We start from the raw sequence: 18,397 nt of genomic DNA on the forward strand, positions 1-18,397 counted from the left end.
TTGATTTACTTCATAAATCTTCGTCGTAATGAATTGTCTTAATTCAAAACTGTATTCTGGAGATATTGCTAGGAGAACGGTCTGTCCGCACCAGACCACACTGCTCCCCCGTGCTTTAAGTGAAGCAGCGCGTTCAGACAGTGCCGACACTTACGGGAGAACAGGCATGTGCGATGTGCTGGATTCCGCTCGAAATGATAGAGCGGGACATCACTGCTGCCAGCGACAATATCTGCCTGAGCGAGGAGCCATGCAGCAAACCCAATGCGGGAGATGTCGCTATGACTTTATAATATCCGGCTCCAGCTTCCGGATGACCCGGAACGCCGTCACCACGGCCAGACTGCCAAACAACACTACGCCCAGCGACTGCCCAATCAGAATCCCAACCGGCCCATAAGCCGACCCGATCCAGACGAACGGAATGGTCCCCAGTGTCGCCCGGCCCCAGTTGAAACCGGTGGAATAAAACGGGTGCCCCAGATTGTTGAACGCCGTATTGGCGACAAACAGCAGGCCCACAAACATGTAACTCAGCACCAGCCAGCAGCAGAACAGCCGCACGATGTCCACGCCTACACCCTGAAGCTCGAAAAGCTGGATGATGTAAGTGTGCGCCCCCGCCAGAACCAGCCAGGTCACGCCCACACACAGCGCCGTCAGCTTCAGTGCCGCCAGAAGCGCTTCCTGCACGCGGTGGATCTGCCGGGCGCCAAGATTCTGCGCCATGATCGGCCCGACCGATCCCGTCAGTGCAAAGACGAGCGAAAACGCCACCGGCACGATCCGGTCAATGGTCGCCTGTCCCGAAACAGCATTGAGCCCGAACCGCGCCATCGCATGCGTCACGAACAGCGCGCCCGTCGGGGTCGCCAGATTGGTCGCAATAGCCGGAACCGCAATCCCGCCAATCAGCCGCGTGGACGGCCCGAAAGCGGAACGCTGCGGCCATTCCAGCATGGCATGACCCCGAAGGTTCAGAAATCCGCTCGCCGTAATGGCCAGCCGCGCCAGAACCGTGCTGATCGCTGCCCCTTCAAGCCCCAGATGCAGCCCGAAAATCATGATGGGGTCCAGACATGCGGAAACGACGGCCCCCGTCAGCGTCACGCGCATCGAGCGTTTCGCATCCCCCACCGCCCGCAGAAGCGCCGACAGCGCCATCCCCAGACACACCAGCGGAAGCGCCGGTGACACGATGTGCAGGAACGTGGCCGCATTTTTCTGGGCCTCGCCATGCGCGCCCAGCAAACCTAGCAGAGGCGTGGCAAATGTCGCCGTCAGCAGTCCCAGAACGGCAGCAATCGCCACCATGACCACCAGAAACGCCGAGGCCATCCGGCGCGCCTCGGCATGCTGACACGCCCCGATCAGTCGTCCCGTGCAGGCGCCAAGCCCGATCGTCATCCCGATGGAAACCGACACCTGCACATAACTGACCGCCGTCGCAAACGCGATCGCCGCCGTCAGCGTCTTGTCATGCAGATGCGAAATATAACCGTAATTGAGCAGATCCACGGCAAACACGGCCATCAGCCCGATCGCCCCGGTCCCGGCCATCGTCACCACATGGCGCATGATGTTGCCATGAACGAATCTGGCCGGTTTTACCGGAGAATCGTCAGGAATACAGGGCTTTTTGGGATCGTCGTCTGGCTCTGGCATGCCGCCCCATCATGCCCGTTTCAGACCCGGAGAACCAGAGGTCGACAGCGTTTTTTCGTCTCCGTCTTTGTTCGTAACAGGCGGCGAATCCGCCCTTTTCACGCTTGTAAGGACTTCTTTAATATCCGTTGTGGAATCCTCGGCAGTGATGCTCGGGCATACGACCCGCAGCCTGTTCCATGTCCGGGAGTATGCCATGTCTTCGATCATCAACGCGGTTCACACCGCCGTCAGCGGCCTGAACTCGCAGTCACATGCCTTCAGTGACCTGTCCAACAACATCGCCAACAGCCAGACCACAGGCTACAAGGCCAGCACCACCAGCTTCGAGGACTACGTCACCAACAACGAACTGGCCAATGACGGTCAGGCGCTGAGCGACAGCGTCGTCGCCACCACCCGTCAGCACAACGACAACCAGGGCATGGTGACGACCTCGACCAATAATATGGCCCTGGCCATCTCCGGAAACGGCTTCTTCAACGTCGTGCAGGCTACCGGCCAGAGCAACAGTAATACTCCCGTTTTAGGCACACAGCAGTATTACACCCGCAATGGTGACTTCTCGCAGGACAAGAACGGTTATCTGGTCAACACGTCCGGCTATTACCTTGAAGGCTATAACGTCAACGCCTCTACAGGCACCCTGAGCACAGCCCTCAGCCCCATTCAGGTGCCCTCCACCGTCAAGTTCCAGCCGACGGAAAGCACGAAGCTGACCATGACCGGCCAGATCGGTAGCACCACCACACCAAGCGGCGGAAGCGCCACCACATCCGCCACGGCCTATGACAGCAAAGGCAATGCCCAGACGGTCTCCCTGAACTGGACACAGGTGAACGCCACGACCTGGACCGTCAGCAACGCCAATGACGCGACCAACAGTGCGACCGTGAAGTTTGATTCTTCCACAGGCGCCATCGCCTCGGTCAACGGACAAAGCCAGGCTTCCGGCTCTTCAGCCAGCTTCGAATATGACGGCGCGCCCCAGAACATGACCGTCAGCCTCGGAACCATCGGCGGTACGGGCGGCGTCAGCCTCGCAACAAACGGCTCCACCCCGACCGGCGTCACCACAGTGTCCGACAGCATCACCACCGGCACATTCTCCGGCATTGCCATGCAGACAGACGGCTCGGTCATGGCGTCTTTCGACAACGGTTACTCACAACTCGTCGCCAAGGTCCCACTAACAACCTTCGCAAGCCCGAACAATCTGTCTCCTCAGAACGGACAGGCCTATACCGCCACGTCACAGTCCGGCACGCCGCAGGTCAACGCCGTCAATACCAACGGCGCCGGAACTCTGAGTACGGCTTCGGTCGAAGATTCTACAACCGATCTGACCGGTGATCTCAGCAAGCTGATCGTGGCCCAGCAGGCCTATGGTGCGAACACGAAAGTCGTGTCCACGGCTAACCAGCTGCTTCAGACAACCCTGGCGATGATCCAGTAAGCAAGACTGAAAGGACACCGGCTCCATGGGACTGAACAGCGCACTTTCGATTGCAACTTCCGGCCTGAATGTCGTTCAGAATGCCATGGCCGTTGCGTCCAACAACGTCTCCAATGCGGGAACAAGCGGCTACATCAAGGAAAATGCCAACGTCCAGTCGAGCATCGCTGGCAACACAGGCACCGGTGTCCGTACTGCCGCCACCACACTGGCGACCAACCAGCAGGTGCAAAAAGCACTCTACGCCCAAAATGCGGATGTCGCGGGCTACACGGCCACCAGCAATTCCCTGTCCAACATCACGGCACTTCAGGGCTCCACCAGCGCCACATCCGGCAGTAGCGGAACGCTTTCCGATGAACTCGGCAATCTGCAGTCCGCCCTGACATCTCTGACCTCCACCCCGGACAGCGCATCGGCCCAGAGCACGGTTGTCTCCGCTGCATCCACCTTCGCCCAATCCGTCAATACGCTGGCTTCGGCCTATCAGACCCAGCGTCAGACAGCGCAAAATGCCGTCGTTTCCTCGGTCTCGGACATTAATACCGACCTCACCACGATCGGCACCCTCTCCACCAAGATCATGAACCTCAAAAGCACCGGTCAGGACACGGCCGCGCTGGAAAACCAGCGCTATACGGCCCTCTCCTCCCTGTCCTCCGAGCTTTCCGTCTCATGGTCCGAGTCCTCAAACGGCGACATGACCATTGCGACGGCCGATGGCGTCACGCTTCCTACACGTGACATCAGCAGCCCCAATGGCGCGACCGTCTCGTCCACATGGCCGCTCACCACGTCTTCCGCCCAGATTTCAGTCAGCACGACCTATCCCGGCACATCGTCCAGCAATACCATTCCCGCAATCACCCTGAATGGCCGCGATGTCACCACACATCTGACCGGGGGAACGCTAGGCGCAAATATCACCCTGCGTGATACGACGCTTCCTACCATGCAGGCGCAGCTGGACTCCCTGTCTTCAACGGTCGCCACGCGCTTTCAGGCTCAGGGCATGTCTCTGTTCACGACGTCAGGCACCCATGGCGTCGTCCCAGGAGCCTCACAGACAGATCTCATTCCCACCGGCAGCGTCGGCTTCTCGCAGGATATGAGCGTATCCAGCGCTTATTCCAACGACCCCTCCCGACTGCTCGACAGCACGACCTCCGGCACGCAGATAATTCAGAATGTCCTGAGCTATGCGTTCGGAACAGCTTCCGACGCTGCCGGAACTGCTCAGTCGGCCGCGCCCAGCACGAATCTCGGAATGACGGGAACCCTGTCCACGGGATACACGGGCAACCAGAAAATCATTTCCCTTGCGACATCCCTGACCGCAGACCAGGCGGCCACGGCCAGTAATGCAAGCAGCGGACTTGCCTTGTCGAAGACAACGCAGAGCAGCCTGACATCCAATCTGTCCGGAACGTCCACCGTCTCCATTGATAAGGAGATGGCGAATATCGTTACGCTTCAGAACGCTTACGCTGCTAACGCCAAAGTCATTTCGACCGTCCAGACAATGTTCAGCGCTTTGCTGAGCGCAATCGGAGCCTGATCATGACCGGAACCATTTCCAGCTTCGGCTTTGGCGGAATCTCCAGCCAGCTTCTTCTCGGCGTCCAGAATCTGTCGCAGGCGAAAGACGCGCTTCAGCTTCAGGCCAGCACCGGCGTTCTGGCCAGCAGCTACGCCGATCTCGGATCGTCGCGGACACAGGCCCTCGCGCTTCAGCCCGCCATCACGCAGGTTTCCGCCTGGAAAAGCAACGTCACGAACGCCCAGACAACGCTCACCACAACACAGAGCGCCCTGTCCCAGATTTCCACCATAGCCCAGGACCTGACGAGTTCGCTCTCCACTCTGGGAAGTACGCTCTCCTATTCGACCGTCACGACCGCTGCGTCTGCGGCCCAGTCGGCTCTGACCTCTCTGGGCAACCTGCTCAATACCCGACAGGGGGACAGCTACGTCTTCGCCGGGCAGCAGAACACAACCGCTCCCGTCAGCACGGATCTGGGCACATCGGACCTCGCGACCCAGATCGCGCAGACCGTCAGTCAGCTCGGTTCGACGGATGCAGAGAATGTGCTCAGCACAACGCAGAACCTGGCTGGCAATACTGCTGCCGGACAGCCTTTCTCCGCAACGCTTTCCACGTCGCCCGATCAGGCGCAACAACTACAGACGCGCGTCGTCGTCGGACAGTCTGAAACAGTGTCCGTCGGAATGGTCGCCACACAGGGCGCGACATCCACGTCCACCACTTCCCCGATCCGCGATCTCATGCGCAATCTGATGGTGGTCGCCTCCCTCGGCTCGTCTTCAACCAGCATCACGGACTATTCGAGCCTGATTTCCGGCCTTCAAAGCTCCATGGATACGGTCACGAGCGGCCTCGGCACCATGAGCGGCCTTCTGGGTGTCCAGCAGAACAGCCTGTCCAACCAGACCGCCATGCTGACCCAGATGTCCTCGGCTTTGACGACCCAGCTCGGTCAGGTGAAAGACGCTGATCTTGCACAGGTTTCCACGCAGGTGACGGACACCAACAACCAGCTTCAGGCGTCCTATTCCCTGATCGCGGACATGAAAGGCATGACGCTGGCCTCTTACCTCTGATCAGGCCTCTGATCCCGGTTGAAAAACCGTTTGTGACATCGCATATCAAGATCACTTTCCTAAACGGAGATTGATGAGATGAGTGAAACGAACAACCAGCAGCCCGCCGAAAAGCATGAGTTCAGTGCAGAGGTTGGACGGCTGCTGGACCTTGTGGTCCATGCCCTTTACTCGGATCGTGAAATCTTTCTGCGCGAACTCGTCGCCAATGCGGCGGACGCGACGGACAAGCGCCGTTTCGAAGCCCTGACAGACAGCGCTCTGGCGCTTCCCGAGAATGCGTCCATCCGCATCAATCCGGACAAGAGCCAGAAAGAGCTGACAATCTCCGATGACGGCGTGGGTATGACCCATGACGAACTGGCCCAGAATCTTGGCACGATCGCCCGCTCCGGCACGCGCGCTTTCGGAGAAAAGCTGAATTCGGCAAAGCCTGAAGACCGCCCGAACCTGATCGGTCAGTTTGGCGTTGGTTTCTACGCAGCCTTCATGGTCGCGGACCGTGTGGAGGTCACCTCCCGCAAGGCCGGTTCCGATCAGGCCTGGACCTGGTCTTCGGACGGCAAGGGCGCCTTCACGCTGAGCCCCGCATCCCGCTCTACGCCGGGCACCGACATCGTCCTGCACATGAAAGACGATGCCGACGAGTTCCTCGACAGCTGGCGTCTGCGCTCCATTATCCGCAAATGGGCGGACCATATCTCCTGGCCCATCACCCTGCGTGAAACCAAGGAAGACGGCACCACGGAAGATCAGGCTGCTAACGAAGGCACGGCCCTGTGGAGCAAGCCGAAATCCGAAATCACGCCGGAACAGTATGCCGAATTCTACCGGCATATTTCTCACGCTTTTGACGAACCCTATGCGACGCTGCACTGGCGCGCGGAAGGCGTGACCGAATTCACGGCCCTCCTGTTCTTGCCCAGCGCTCGCCCGTTCGACTTCATGGAACAGTCCCGCGAAAGCCGGATCCATCTCCATGTCCGCCGGATGTTCATCACCGACGAAGCGGAACTGGTTCCGAACTGGATGCGCTTCGTGCAGGGCGTGGTCGATACGGAAGACCTGCCGCTCAACGTCTCGCGCGAAATGCTTCAGGCCACCCCGGTTCTGGCCCGCATCCGTAAAGCGGTCACCAAGCGTGTCCTGACCGAGATTCGCAACCGTGCGAAGGACGCCGATGGCGGTTTCAACACGTTCTGGGAAAACTTCGGCGCGGTCATCAAGGAAGGTCTGTGGGAAGACGCCGAACACCGGACGGAAATCGCCGGTTTCGCCCGCTTCCATTCCACCCAGGGCGACGATCTCGTCACGCTGGATGACTATATTGCGCGCATGAAGGATGGTCAGGACGCCATCTATTACCTGACAGGCGACAATCTGGACGCACTGAAATCCTCTGCCCAGCTTGAAGGTTTCCGCGCCCGGGGTCTTGAAGTCCTGCTGCTGTCCGATCCGGTTGATGGCTTCTGGCCGGAGCGCCTGTCCTCCTATCAGGACAAGCCGCTGCGTTCCGTCGTCCATTCCCATGGCGATCTGGAAAAATTTGAATCCACGGATGCCGACACGACCGAAGCCGCGGATGTCGAAAAGCTGGTTCCGGCCCTCAAGGACGCCCTTGGCGAGCAGGTCAAGGACGTTCGCAGCACGGTGCGTCTAACGGGAAGTGCCGTCGTCATCACATCCGATGGCGGCCCGGACCTGTCGATGCAGCGCCTGATGCGCCGCTCAGGTCAGGCCATGCCCGCCATGCCGCCGATCCTCGAAATCAATCCGAAGCACCCGCTCATCAAGGCTCTGGCCGAGCGTGTTGCAAAGGGCGAGAGCATCACCGCCTATGCCAGCGTCCTGCTGGATCTGGCGCGTGTGCAGGAAGGCGAACCCCTGCCCGACCCGACCGGTTTCGGCCGCTCGCTCGCCACGCTGCTGGCTGGTCCGGCCGTCGGGTGAACGGGATCTGAACGCAGCATTCGCTCCGTTCCTGTCCATCAAAGGCGAGGGAGTTCATCCCTCGCCTTTTCTTTTTGCTAAGCTCCTGTGAGATATGAAACAGGCGCATGACTGAAGGAGCAGCAGGCCGTGATCGACGATTTCCGCTTTGGCCGCATAACGGTTATCGGCGACTTGCTGCTGGATCAGTATATTTCGGGCGGCGTCAGCCGCATTTCTCCTGAAGCTCCCGTTCCGGTCGTTCTTCATGATGGCCTGCGCTGTGTGCCCGGAGGAGCGGCAAATGTCGCGGTTAATGCTGCCGCTCTGGGCGCGCAGGTGCATCTGGTCGGTCTCGTCGGCGAAGATGAGTCGGCCCAGCGACTGAAAGACAGTCTGAACCTCTGGCCCACCATCCAGACGGACGGGATCGTATCTTCCCCCGACTGGACCACCATCACCAAGACCCGTGTTGTCAGCGGTCGTCAGCAGATCGTGCGTATCGACGTCGAAAAACTGACTCCCCTTTCCGAAATACTCCAGAAACGTCTCATGGATGAAGCCCTCCGCGCGATAGACGTCTCAGACGTGCTCGTCTGCTCGGATTATGCCAAGGGTGTTCTGACGGATGAGGTCCTGCGGGTTATCATCGCAGCCGGTCGTGCCAAAGGCATCCCCGTCATTGTCGATCCCAAAAGACGCACGCTGGAAGCCTATGCCGGCGCCACACTCGTGACACCCAACCGGATCGAAGCGGAACAGGCCAGCGGGCTTTCCGCCCGAACCGATGGTGACGTCCTGAAGGTGGCGGAAACCCTCTCCCGTCAGTTCGGCGGCGACGTTCTTGTCACCCGCTCGGAAGACGGAATGACGCTCTGGCAGCGTGATGCGAAACCGCTGCATGTCGCCAGCCGCAAGTCCGAAGTCTTCGATGTTTCCGGTGCCGGAGATACCGTCGTCGCCACGGTCGCCGCAGTGCTGTCCGCTGGTCAGACGCTGGAAACCGCCGTTGTCATCGCGACTGCCGCCGCCGCTCTCTCTGTCAGCAAGTTCGGGACCGCAACCGTCTCACGCGAAGAGTTGTCACGTGAGCTGCTTCAGGAAATGCCCGAGACAGGCGCGCTCGTTCCGGTCGAGCAGGCCGCGCGTATCGTGGGAAGCTGGCACCGGCATGGTGCGAAAGTCGTATTTACCAACGGGTGCTTCGATCTGGTCCATCCAGGGCATGTGAGTCTGCTTCAGGCTGCCGCCCGCGAAGGAGACCGCCTCATCGTGGCGCTCAACACCGACAGCTCTGTCAGCCGCCTTAAAGGGCCAACCCGCCCGGTCCAGAAGGAAGATGCTCGGGCCAGAGTGATCGGCGCCCTGCGTTCAGTCGATCTCGTCGTGCTGTTCGACGACGACACCCCCCTCGACGTTATCCGCACCCTGAAGCCCGATATTCTCGTCAAAGGCGCGGATTACACCGAAGGCCAGGTCGTCGGTGCCGATGTGGTGAAGGGATATGGCGGTAAGGTGGTGCTGGTGGACCTCGTGGACGGGCAGTCAACCACACGTCTCGTTAAAGGGATGCAGTCAGCCCCGACCTGAGGTCCGTGTCCCCGGCTGCATGGCGACACGCTGCCGGATTTCGCGTGGAGACGCACCAAATTTCTGCCTGAAACGCCGCGAGAAATGCGCAGCATTGCGAAAGCCGTGATTCAACGCAATCTGGGCAATCGGGAGCGCATCATGCGACGGATTTGTCAGGTCTGAATGGATGCGTTCCAGTCGGCGGTTGAGAATCCAGCCCGCAACCGCGCCTTCTTCTCCGTCGAAAAGCTGGTAAAGCGCCCGCGTCGAAATCCCGGAAGCCTCTGCAATGCTCTGGGGAGTCAGATCATGTTCGTGCAGACGCGATTCAATATAGCGCCGGATATGCCTCTGCCGGTGCCGCCGCCGTCCCGCCACACTGACTTCCAGATCCAGACAATCCAGAATTGTTGTGATCAGCAGATCCGTAACATGCTGCAAAAGGCGCTGGCGTGTCTGGGGGATGGCATTCTCCAGAGCTCCGGATTCGAGCATAGATGCCGCCGACAGCAGAAAAGCGCCCGGCCCCCGTGCCAGATCGAAAGAAAGCGGCGGAAGCCCCGAAAGCATGGGAAGATGCCGCAACAATGCCTGACGCGTGACACTGAACAGAAAGACGTCGGCTGTTGGTTCGATGCTGGGTTGTCGTGCCAGTGTGGAGAACTGATGCGGATCCAGATATAATTTGCCCGTGGATTGCCGCGAGAGCACCAGAACTGTCCGCCCCTGATCCAGCAGAGCAGCAATGGCGGGCGACAGTGCCGTGCTGAGCCGAACGACAGCCGGATCCATCCCACGAGGAGATGCCGCAAGAGTCGCCAACGGAATGATCCGCTGTGCACTCAGGCTGGCTTGCGGAATATCAGTCACGACCGTGTTCTGGGGAAAATTTGGGGGATGTCGCTAAAGACCATTTTTGGTAGTAAAACCATATGAAACAACCATAACGGAATGGCTATAGAAAGAATCGCCTCAAATGGAAATAGTCGACATGTATTTCATATTGTGTCTTGAGAAAGAATCGCTTATTCTGATGAAATATTAACGAATAAAATGATAAATATTTTTTTATAAAATAAGTTATAACTTTATAATGGATGGAATTTCTTTTGAATTATTTATCATATACCCGTGGTGGGTAAAAAACAAAACCTGCGTTTTCTCTGAAAACTCCGCCAATATCTGTAACCCGACCGTTGTCCGTTCTTCATCGAACGTCACGAACAGATCATCCGCCAGAAAAGGCAGGCGAATGCCGCGGTCCAGAGCCTGCTCGACCGACGCCAGACGCAGAGCCAGATAAAGCTGGTCGCGCGTGCCCTCGCTCATGGCCTGAACCGGAACAGGCGTCGTGCTTGCCGACCGCTGCCCCGCCAGAACCAGCCCGTCCGAACCGCTCTCTTCCGTCACAAGCCCCTCGTAACGACCAAGCGTCAGCCGCGAGAACAGAGCCCCCGCCCGCGACAGCAGAGGTCCATGCGCCTGCTGTCGCCCCTGTTCCACCAGCCGTGATAGCATCAACTGCTGAAGCCGGAGTGAAACATACCGGCTGGCCCGCTCGGCAATTTCCGCTTCCGTTTCCTGAATGTCTTCCGCGACCCCACGCACGCCACGAGCACTTTCCAGTTCCGCCAGCACGCTCCGTGCCTGCAACAGCCGCTCTGTAACTATGGATCTGCGGGCATCGAGCGCGATCGTTTCAGCTTCGATCTCCTCGAAATCCCGCTCAAGCTGCTCCGGGTCCGTCACGCGCGCTTCGTCCAGAAGCGACTCAAGCGACCGGCCATTTCCGGCCTGAAGAATCTGCTCCCGCAACTCATCGCGCCTGTCACAAAGCCCTGCCCGTTCTCGCGCGCGGGACAGCGCATGACGCAGATCGTCCTCTGCCCCAAGACCCAGAAGACGCCGCACGGGGTCCAGCCCCTGCCCCAGTTCCACAATCCGCAGATCGGCCTGTGCAATCTCTTCGGCGAGAGCCGCATGCTGCTGCATAACGGATTTCCGTTCCCGCTCGCGCTCCAGTTCCTGCGTCAGGAACCGCTCAAGCTCCGCCGCTGATTCCTGCCCGTAGCGCTGAAGAAACCCGCCCAGTTCCGTACGAAACGCTGCGATATCGCGCGCCTCGGAGTCCTGTTCCTTCTGCTCGCTGTCCAGTCGCGTCCGAATTGTCAGCGCTTCTGTCACATCCCGCAGATCGGCCTGCTCCGCCCGCCCCGGATAGCGGCAGTCCCCACATGCCCGTGCCCAGTCTTCCTCCCAAAGTGCCAGCTTCTGCTCCACACTCGACAAGGCCGCTCGGTCTTTGACTAAAGCCTCTTCCCGCTGAAGACGATCCTTTTTCCGCGCATCCGCTTTCCGGGCCTCGTCCTCGCGCTGCTCCAGCAAAGACGTCGCCTGCCGGATCTGAACCGCCAGCCGTTCGGACGCAGATTCCACACCGAAAACCCGCAACCGTCGGCTCATATCGCCCCGACTGTCCATCGCTGCCTGAAGCTGCATTTTAGTGCTTTGCAAAGCCTCTTCGGCGGCCAGAACCTCCTGTCGCCGACCCACCCAGACCTGCAATGACGCAGGCGGCAGCACCGGCGCCCCGAATGTTTCCAGCAAAGCGCTCCACGCAGCATGGCGCCGGTCCAGTTCGTCCTGCGCCTGCATTCCTCGCCGACGGTATTCCTCCGCCCGAAGCGCAGCATCCTTACCCTGCCGCAACAGGGTTGCAAGCTGCGCCGACTGCTCGGCATGGGCATGGCGCCGGTCCGCCAGACTGTCCGCATTCTGGATCAGAACTCCGAACGCCTCCCGCGTCGCAGGAGCGGGACACCCGCCGGAGTGAAACTGATCCTCCATGCCCTGCCAGAACCGGTCGCGTTCCTGCCGTGCTGCGGAAAGCTGCTCCCACGACACGGCCTGCCCGTCTTCTTCCAGGCGCCGGCATTCCTGCGCCAGACGCGCCCCTTCCGTCTCCGCCGCCTGTGCGTCGTCCTGTGCAACGCGCCGCTTCTCGTCCAGCGTCGCCCAGAGCCGCACCTCGTCCTCCAACACGGCCCCAGCGGGCAGGGCCAACGCCGTGAGGTCTCCCTTGCGATCGTCCGTGCTGGCGCGCCACGGCATCAGCGCCCCATAAGCCGCAGTCGCAGCGTCTTCCTGCCGCAAGACTTCAGCGGCAAGACTGTCAATCCGCTCATCCAGTGCGCCCAGACTGCGGGCCTCATCCAGCTCCAACCGGAACCGGCGCAGATTTTCAGGACGGATTTGTTCATCCATTTCCGAAACGGCTTCAGGGTGCAGAATATTCAGCGCCTGTTCCGTTTCCTGAAGCCGCGCCCGGAGATCCTGTTCCTGCGTTTGAAGTAACGCCCGCGCCTGAAGCCGTTGTCCCAGATCGTCCAGTTCTTCCAGAGTAGGCAGCACACCAGCCTCACAGCCATGCCGCGCCCAGAACTGTTCGAGCGAGATCGCATCCCGCGTCAGTCGAGTTTTCCGCTCTTCGACCTTTGTTTCAAGCCGCGCAACCAGATCGCTGCGTTTCAGAAGCGTTTGGATGGCGTCCTGTTCCACAAGGACAGGGGAGGCGTCGCCAAAATCCCGAATCTGGACGCATAACGCTTCGAACCGGCGCCGCAAAACAGAGGCATTATGCCCTTCAATTTGTAACGATTCAAGAATGTTCTCAAAACGAATACAATCTTCAATCGTTAAATCCCAGCTTGGAAAAGATCCTATTTCCGTTTCGATTTGTGTTAGTTTCTGAAATGGAACGGATGTCATTTTCAGTCGGGAATTGGTTCTCCGGCGCACGCCAAGGTCCTGTGCTACTGCATCACAGGACTGTTTTTCTGTTTCTGATTCGGAAAGTTCCTTATTTGCAACAGATAATTTCTTGATGGTTACAACGTCGCTCCGCAGGGTCCCCTGCAATGTCGTCAACTTCAGTCTAGCCTGTTGCAGCGCCGAACGCGCGCGTCCGGATTTCCATTCCGAACCGACATCTTCCTGCAGTCGCGCACTCAGTTTTCCAACGCCCTCAAGCCCCAGTCCGGCCGCCAGAATCTGAAGTCCGGCATCGTCTTTCAGGCGGCGCATCTCCTCGCCGCCCTCACGCAGCCGCGTATGATCCAGCGCCCAGGCCGCTTCAAATCCCTTCGAATCCAGTCCTCCTAGCCAGGTTCGCAACGGCAGATCTTCGAGCGCAGTCCTGTCATCTACCGCAAACAGCGTCTGGGTCCGCCCCCGGCGTCGCACGCCCTCAAAAACCGTCCCATCCTGCTCCAGACTGGCCCCGACCCGTAGCAACGACGCCGCCGTCATCCAGTCCCCGGCGATATGATGCGGAAACCCGAACAGGAAATCCCGGATCGCACAGAGCGTCGTCGATTTCCCGGCTTCGTTTGCACCATAAATAACGTGCAGGTCCCGCGCCCCTTTCGGAAAACTCAGCGTGGTCTCCTGAAATCCGCCATAACGCAGAAGATCGAGGCGTTCGAACCGCATTATTCCGTCTCCCCCAACAACCGCGCCCTTAATGCCGCCCGCGCCTGTTCAAGCGGAAACTGCCCCTCCGGCATCAGGCTGTCGCGCTCCACACAGGAGGGCAGGGCAGAGAAAAATCCTTCGAAATCGTCGGGCAGGGAGGCCAGAAACGCCTCGTCCTGCATCAACCCGTCTAGCGCCAGATCAAGCTCACGCGTCTCTGTCACGCCGCTTTGCCGAAGGGGCGCAGACGTCTCGTTGCGGATTTTCTCCAGCGCAATCTGTGCCGTCCCGTCGGCGGACTCCTGCGCCATCGACACCGCAATGCCCCGCAGATCATCTTCCCAACCGCGCGACGCACACAACCGGTCATGCAGAATGCTGCGCCCCGTCAGCACGATCCGCGCAATCACCGTGCGCCCCTCCGCTTCAGAAAGGGCGTGTTCCATCTCCCGCCGCGCGGCCCCCAGAACGCCATCCATGCTCTGCATGTCGCTGACATCCAGCTCCAGCCGACACCAGCGCACGACATCACAGTTCACAAAATCGACTGAGCGGACGATCCCGTCCTCGACGCTCACCAGCGCACAGCCACAAGCCCCGGTCTCGCGCGCATGACGTCCCTGAAGCACGCCCGGAAACACGATCCACGGATGCTCGCAGACGATTTCGCGTGCATGGACATGCCCCAGCGCCCAGTAATCATATCCCTTCGCCGACAGCGTTTCGACAGAGCAGGGCGCGTATGTCTCGTGCTCCCCATACCCCGACAGCGACGTATGCAGCACACCAATATTGAAATACTCCGCGACGGGCGCGGGATAGGCCCGCGTCATGTCATGCGGGACATGACGGTCGCGAAAACTCTGCCCATGCAGCGCCACCCCGAGTTCCGGCCAATGAAATGTCTGGGGGGCCTCATAGGAAAAATGGTTGATCCCGTCGGGCAACGGCAATTCGCGCGCAATAACCGACTGCGCATCATGATTGCCGGAAAGCGTCACAACCCGGATGCCAGCCTGAACCAGCCGGCTCAGGGCCTTGAGCATGTAAAGCCCGGTCCCCACGTCCTGCCAGGTCCCGTCATACAGGTCCCCCGCCAGAATGACGAAATCGACTTTTTCGTTAAGCGCCGTCTCAACAAGCCGGTCCAGCGCGCGCCGCGTTGACCCCCGGATTTCCGTCTCGGGAAGCCCCTCGTAACGGCTCAGCCCCTTCAGGGGGCTGTCGAGGTGAATATCAGCAGCATGGAGAAAGCGGAAAGAGGACATACGCCAAGTTTACGCCCTCCCCAATCTCTTGCAAACAGTGCTGCTTATATCAGTTCGCGGCCAGATACTGCGACACGATATCCGGCATCAGGCTTTCAAGCGCCTCGGCCGAAGCCGCCTCCTCGTCCTTCAGACATTCCAGCGCCGATGCGTCCTGCGTAAAGCCAAGCTGTCGCGCCAGCGCGATCAGCATCTGAAGAGACGTGATCTGATGCGCCCGGTATCCGCTCGCCACCAGCACGTTCTTCAGAACGTCCCGCGCTTCTCCTCCATGCAACAGCCCCGAGACAGTGCTGAGAATGGACGAAACCGTCTCATGCGGAACCGGGGCAGGGTGCCCGTGCCGCGACAGAAGGATCGTGATCTCCCGCGCATGGCTCCGGCCCATCGCCAGATCCTGCTCCATCCGCCGACACAGCCCCGGATACTGCTCACATACAGGCAATTCCGAAAGCGCGGTCTCGATGGCCTTGGATTCAATGGACAGGTGATCCCGAAGAGCGTCCAGATAGATATCCAGAGCGGATCTGTCCGTCGTTTTCGTTCTGGCCACCGTGTATCCTTATGTGTCGCTGATGTGGATTTAAATGGCCATATTGTCCCATGGAGCGCAAGAGCGCAGCGTCATGCTGGGAATACCTTTGCAGGCATGAAAAACCCCATGCCGGAGACCGGCATGGGGCATTCAGGGGCAGCAGGATCTGACGGATCAGAAACCGGCGCTGATGGACCCCATTGCAGCGAACGGTGCTGCGATCATGTAGGTCGGGGCCGTTCCCTTGATGGAATTGCCGAAGATGCCAGTCTGTGTCTGGGCGTTCACCTTCGGGCTTGTCGGGAAGCCGAGATAGTGATTGTTCGAGATATTGGTCAGGTTGAGCTTGACGTTCGGAGCCTGGAGGAAGCCGAGGTTCTTGAAGCGATAGCCAACCGTGATGTCCATTTTGACGTAACCAGGGATGCTTTCGTCGTTCATGAAAGAAGCATACTGCTTGGCGACATATTTCAGCTTGTAAGCGCCGAAGATATTGCCGTCGTCATAGTCGAGGTTGAAGCCGACCTGATATTTCGGTGTTTCGGGAGCGAACTTGCCGTTTGTCGGCATGTAGTCGATCTTGTTGCCAGAGCTGGACAGCAGGTTGCTGGTCGTACGGGCATCAACATACTCGAACGAAGCATACGGACGGATATGATAGAAGATCGGACGCGTGCCGATTTCCGCATCCACACCGTTCGTGCTCTGACCACCGGCGTTGATGTTGGTGGACGCGTAGTTGTTACAGGTGGCATCCAGACACTGCGTCGACTGGAACATGCGGTTCGTGAAGTTGTAGTGGAAATATGTGACCGAGGCCATGACCGTCGGACCGGTGTAACGCCAGCCGGCTTCTTCCGAGATGGAGATTTCAGGCTGCTGGTTCTGGGTTGCCTGCGTGCCGTAATAGTTTCCAGCAGAGTTTTTCGAAGGCAGGTAGTAAGTCCCGGCGTCATACAGGGAGTAATTCGTCGGGATACGGAAGTTCGTCGAACCAGAGACGAAGACCTGCATTTCCGGATTGATCTGATAACGGATCGACGCCGTCGGCAGGGGCTCATAATAGGTCTTGCCGACATACGGACCGGTGGACGTATCGGGCAGGAAGTTATGTCCGTCACGTGAGACAATGGCATATTTCAGGCCAGCGTCGATGGTCAGTTTATTATTAAACAGCGACAGGCTGTCACCAATGAACATGACATGCGTGCGCGTCTGCGTCAGACTCTGACGATACTGGTAGGTCGTGCCATCATTAAACACATAGTTCGGTCCGCCGCCCCAGATGTTCCATGGCGTTCCGTTCGCAGCAATACCGGTGGCCGGTGCAGTCTGAGACTGCTTGGCATATTCGAACCAGTATCCGACCATCAGGCGGTTGGCCCCGGTGGTGAGCGTCAGCTTCGTAACAGCGCCGGGACGATAGGTTGTGGTGATGGACGGCTCATACAGCAGGCTTCCCTTTTCAGGTGTCTTCCCGTCGAGCGTACCGCCCATGCTCGTTTTGCCCCAGTTGCCCGGAACTCCGTAAGCGGCGCCGCCGCTTCCGTTACCATACCAGAAATACGGGGTTTCAGTCAGGACCAGGTGATCCGTCAGCTTAAAGGTGGACGGTGCACTGGTATAAATGTTGGTAAACGGGTTCTGATGCAGCTTGTAGTAGTTGGCGTCGTTCTGCTTGTAGGTCCCGTTATAGACCGTATTGCTGATCGTCGCGCCGCTGTTGTTCTTGAATGTCGTTCCATTCGGCCGTGTACAAGTATTGCCGTTGTAACAAGGAGCGACATACTGGTCCTTGACGCCGAAGCCATAGGTGTCCCACGACGCCATGTTGGTGCTGGGCGTGAGGTAATTGTACAGACGGTTCCCGACGATGGCGAGCGAGACGCGGTTGCCGTCGCCCCAGTCGTTCACGAATTTCGCTTCAGCATGCAGCTTGCGGTTCGTGGCCTCGGAATGAATGGCGTCTTCCGTGGCATAGGACCCGGAGAAATAGGCGCGCAGGTTGGTCTGGCCGATCTTGCCGGTATCGAGACGCAGGAAACCACGCGTATAGGCATATGAGCCGTAGGTGACGTCGAATGCGCCGCCCTTCTTCATTTTCGGATCGATCATGTACATGTCGACCACGCCGCCAGTGGCACTCAGATGCGGACTGTCGAGGTCTGCGGAGCCCTGTGCGAGGCTGATCTTACGCAGGTTTTCGGAATCTGCGATTTCCTGAGAATAGACCGCGAAGTTCCCGATATCGTTGATCGGAAAACCTTCAAGGGTGAAGCCCATCTGCGACTGGTCGAGGCCACGGGCACTCATATGGCTGCCTGTCAGGCCTGCCGGGTCGGAAGACGTGACGTTCGCGCCCGGAAGGAGCGCGATCAACTGCATCGGGTCCTGACCCGGGGACTGCTTTTCAATGTAGTCGCGCGAGATGGCCGAAACGGACTTCGCTGCGTCCTGTTTCTGCATCAGGCCACCACCGACATCGCGGCGTGTTACGCCATCGAAATAGGAATGGTGACCGCTGACAGAGACATGTTCTTCATGTTCGTCTGTTGGAGCCGTGTTGCCCATCATGGACGGAGCGGCGGCAGCGACTTTCGTATGGCCCTTCTTTGCAGAAGGAGCCGTGCTGTCTGCGGGTGCGGCAAATGCCGACACAGTACCAAACGCAAACAGGGCCGAAGTCGAAAGCAGGCGAGCAAGGCGCATTGTGTTTTCGGTCTTTCTCGGTCAGGTGAACTTTCGGCCGAGAAAAAGCATGAGTGCAGGTCTCATTTCAATCAGATGTAGCGTGATACAATATGACATGACAGGGGTATGGCAATTTAGTCACATTTCGGCTGCGCAATGGCGATAAATGGCAGGAAACTCCCCATG

General features: G+C 58.9%; 11 protein-coding genes. 5 read left to right on the plus strand and 6 right to left on the minus strand.

Annotated elements, in window-relative coordinates:
- Nucleotides 1-279: 279 nt before the first annotated feature.
- On the minus strand, nt 280-1,578 hold the full coding sequence (locus ABDK74_RS09230; RefSeq protein WP_408874509.1) for an MATE family efflux transporter: 1,299 nt from the start codon (nt 1,576-1,578) through the stop codon (nt 280-282).
- Between the two features lie 235 nt (nt 1,579-1,813).
- Here ABDK74_RS09230 and flgE point away from each other — a divergent pair, with 235 nt between their 5' ends.
- The 5 genes from flgE (at nt 1,814) to rfaE1 (ending at nt 9,262) form a co-directional block, all read left to right on the plus strand.
- Complete coding sequence (gene flgE, locus ABDK74_RS09235) at nt 1,814-3,121, plus strand: flagellar hook protein FlgE (protein ID WP_346003570.1); 1,308 nt, start codon at nt 1,814-1,816, stop codon at nt 3,119-3,121.
- Nucleotides 3,122-3,146: 25 nt separating this feature from the next.
- Nucleotides 3,147-4,679: a flagellar hook-associated protein FlgK gene (flgK, locus tag ABDK74_RS09240; RefSeq protein WP_346003571.1), complete on the plus strand. Its 1,533-nt coding sequence runs from the start codon at nt 3,147-3,149 to the stop codon at nt 4,677-4,679.
- A gap of 2 nt (nt 4,680-4,681) precedes the next feature.
- On the plus strand, nt 4,682-5,743 hold the full coding sequence (locus ABDK74_RS09245; protein WP_346003572.1) for a flagellin: 1,062 nt from the start codon (nt 4,682-4,684) through the stop codon (nt 5,741-5,743).
- 78 nt (nt 5,744-5,821) lie between these two features.
- Nucleotides 5,822-7,693 (plus strand): molecular chaperone HtpG, encoded by a 1,872-nt coding sequence (htpG, locus tag ABDK74_RS09250; RefSeq protein ID WP_346003573.1) that lies wholly within the window; start codon nt 5,822-5,824, stop codon nt 7,691-7,693.
- A gap of 129 nt (nt 7,694-7,822) precedes the next feature.
- The gene (gene rfaE1, locus ABDK74_RS09255) at nt 7,823-9,262 is read left to right on the plus strand and encodes a D-glycero-beta-D-manno-heptose-7-phosphate kinase (protein WP_346003574.1); all 1,440 of its coding nucleotides are present in this window, start codon (nt 7,823-7,825) and stop codon (nt 9,260-9,262) included.
- On the opposite strand, the gene ABDK74_RS09260 is transcribed toward rfaE1, so the two are convergent.
- The 5 genes from ABDK74_RS09260 to ABDK74_RS09280 all read right to left on the minus strand — a co-directional run bounded on the left by ABDK74_RS09260 (nt 9,248) and on the right by ABDK74_RS09280 (nt 18,229).
- Nucleotides 9,248-10,114 carry a helix-turn-helix domain-containing protein gene (locus tag ABDK74_RS09260; protein WP_346003575.1) on the minus strand — a complete coding sequence of 289 codons (867 nt, stop codon included), beginning with the start codon at nt 10,112-10,114 and terminating at the stop codon, nt 9,248-9,250. The two genes, rfaE1 and ABDK74_RS09260, sit on opposite strands and share 15 nt — an antisense overlap.
- 210 nt (nt 10,115-10,324) lie before the next feature.
- Entirely contained in the window at nt 10,325-13,735 is a 3,411-nt protein-coding gene (locus ABDK74_RS09265) for an AAA family ATPase (RefSeq protein ID WP_346003576.1), read from the minus strand.
- Nucleotides 13,735-14,985: a DNA repair exonuclease gene (locus ABDK74_RS09270; protein ID WP_346003577.1), complete on the minus strand. Its 1,251-nt coding sequence runs from the start codon at nt 14,983-14,985 to the stop codon at nt 13,735-13,737. Before ABDK74_RS09270 ends, ABDK74_RS09265 begins: the two co-directional genes overlap by 1 nt.
- 49 nt (nt 14,986-15,034) lie before the next feature.
- Entirely contained in the window at nt 15,035-15,538 is a 504-nt protein-coding gene (locus ABDK74_RS09275; protein WP_194255464.1) for a DUF892 family protein, read from the minus strand.
- A gap of 156 nt (nt 15,539-15,694) precedes the next feature.
- Entirely contained in the window at nt 15,695-18,229 is a 2,535-nt protein-coding gene (locus ABDK74_RS09280) for a TonB-dependent receptor domain-containing protein (RefSeq protein WP_346003578.1), read from the minus strand.
- Between the last annotated feature and the right edge of the window lie 168 nt (nt 18,230-18,397).

Source organism: Gluconobacter sp. OJB (assembly GCF_039638275.1).
Lineage (GTDB): Bacteria > Pseudomonadota > Alphaproteobacteria > Acetobacterales > Acetobacteraceae > Gluconobacter > Gluconobacter cerevisiae.

Excerpts from the sequence above, each read along its gene's own strand:
- ABDK74_RS09245 (WP_346003572.1), top strand. The coding sequence starts at position 4,682 with ATGACCGGAACCATTTCCAGCTTCGGCTTTGGCGGAATCTCCAGCCAG.
- ABDK74_RS09265 (WP_346003576.1), bottom strand. The coding sequence starts at position 13,735 with ATGCGGTTCGAACGCCTCGATCTTCTGCGTTATGGCGGATTTCAGGAG.
- ABDK74_RS09270 (WP_346003577.1), bottom strand. The coding sequence starts at position 14,985 with ATGTCCTCTTTCCGCTTTCTCCATGCTGCTGATATTCACCTCGACAGC.
- flgE (WP_346003570.1), top strand. The coding sequence starts at position 1,814 with ATGCTCGGGCATACGACCCGCAGCCTGTTCCATGTCCGGGAGTATGCC.
- htpG (WP_346003573.1), top strand. The coding sequence starts at position 5,822 with ATGAGTGAAACGAACAACCAGCAGCCCGCCGAAAAGCATGAGTTCAGT.
- ABDK74_RS09280 (WP_346003578.1), bottom strand. The coding sequence starts at position 18,229 with ATGCGCCTTGCTCGCCTGCTTTCGACTTCGGCCCTGTTTGCGTTTGGT.
- ABDK74_RS09230 (WP_408874509.1), bottom strand. The coding sequence starts at position 1,578 with ATGCGCCATGTGGTGACGATGGCCGGGACCGGGGCGATCGGGCTGATG.
- flgK (WP_346003571.1), top strand. The coding sequence starts at position 3,147 with ATGGGACTGAACAGCGCACTTTCGATTGCAACTTCCGGCCTGAATGTC.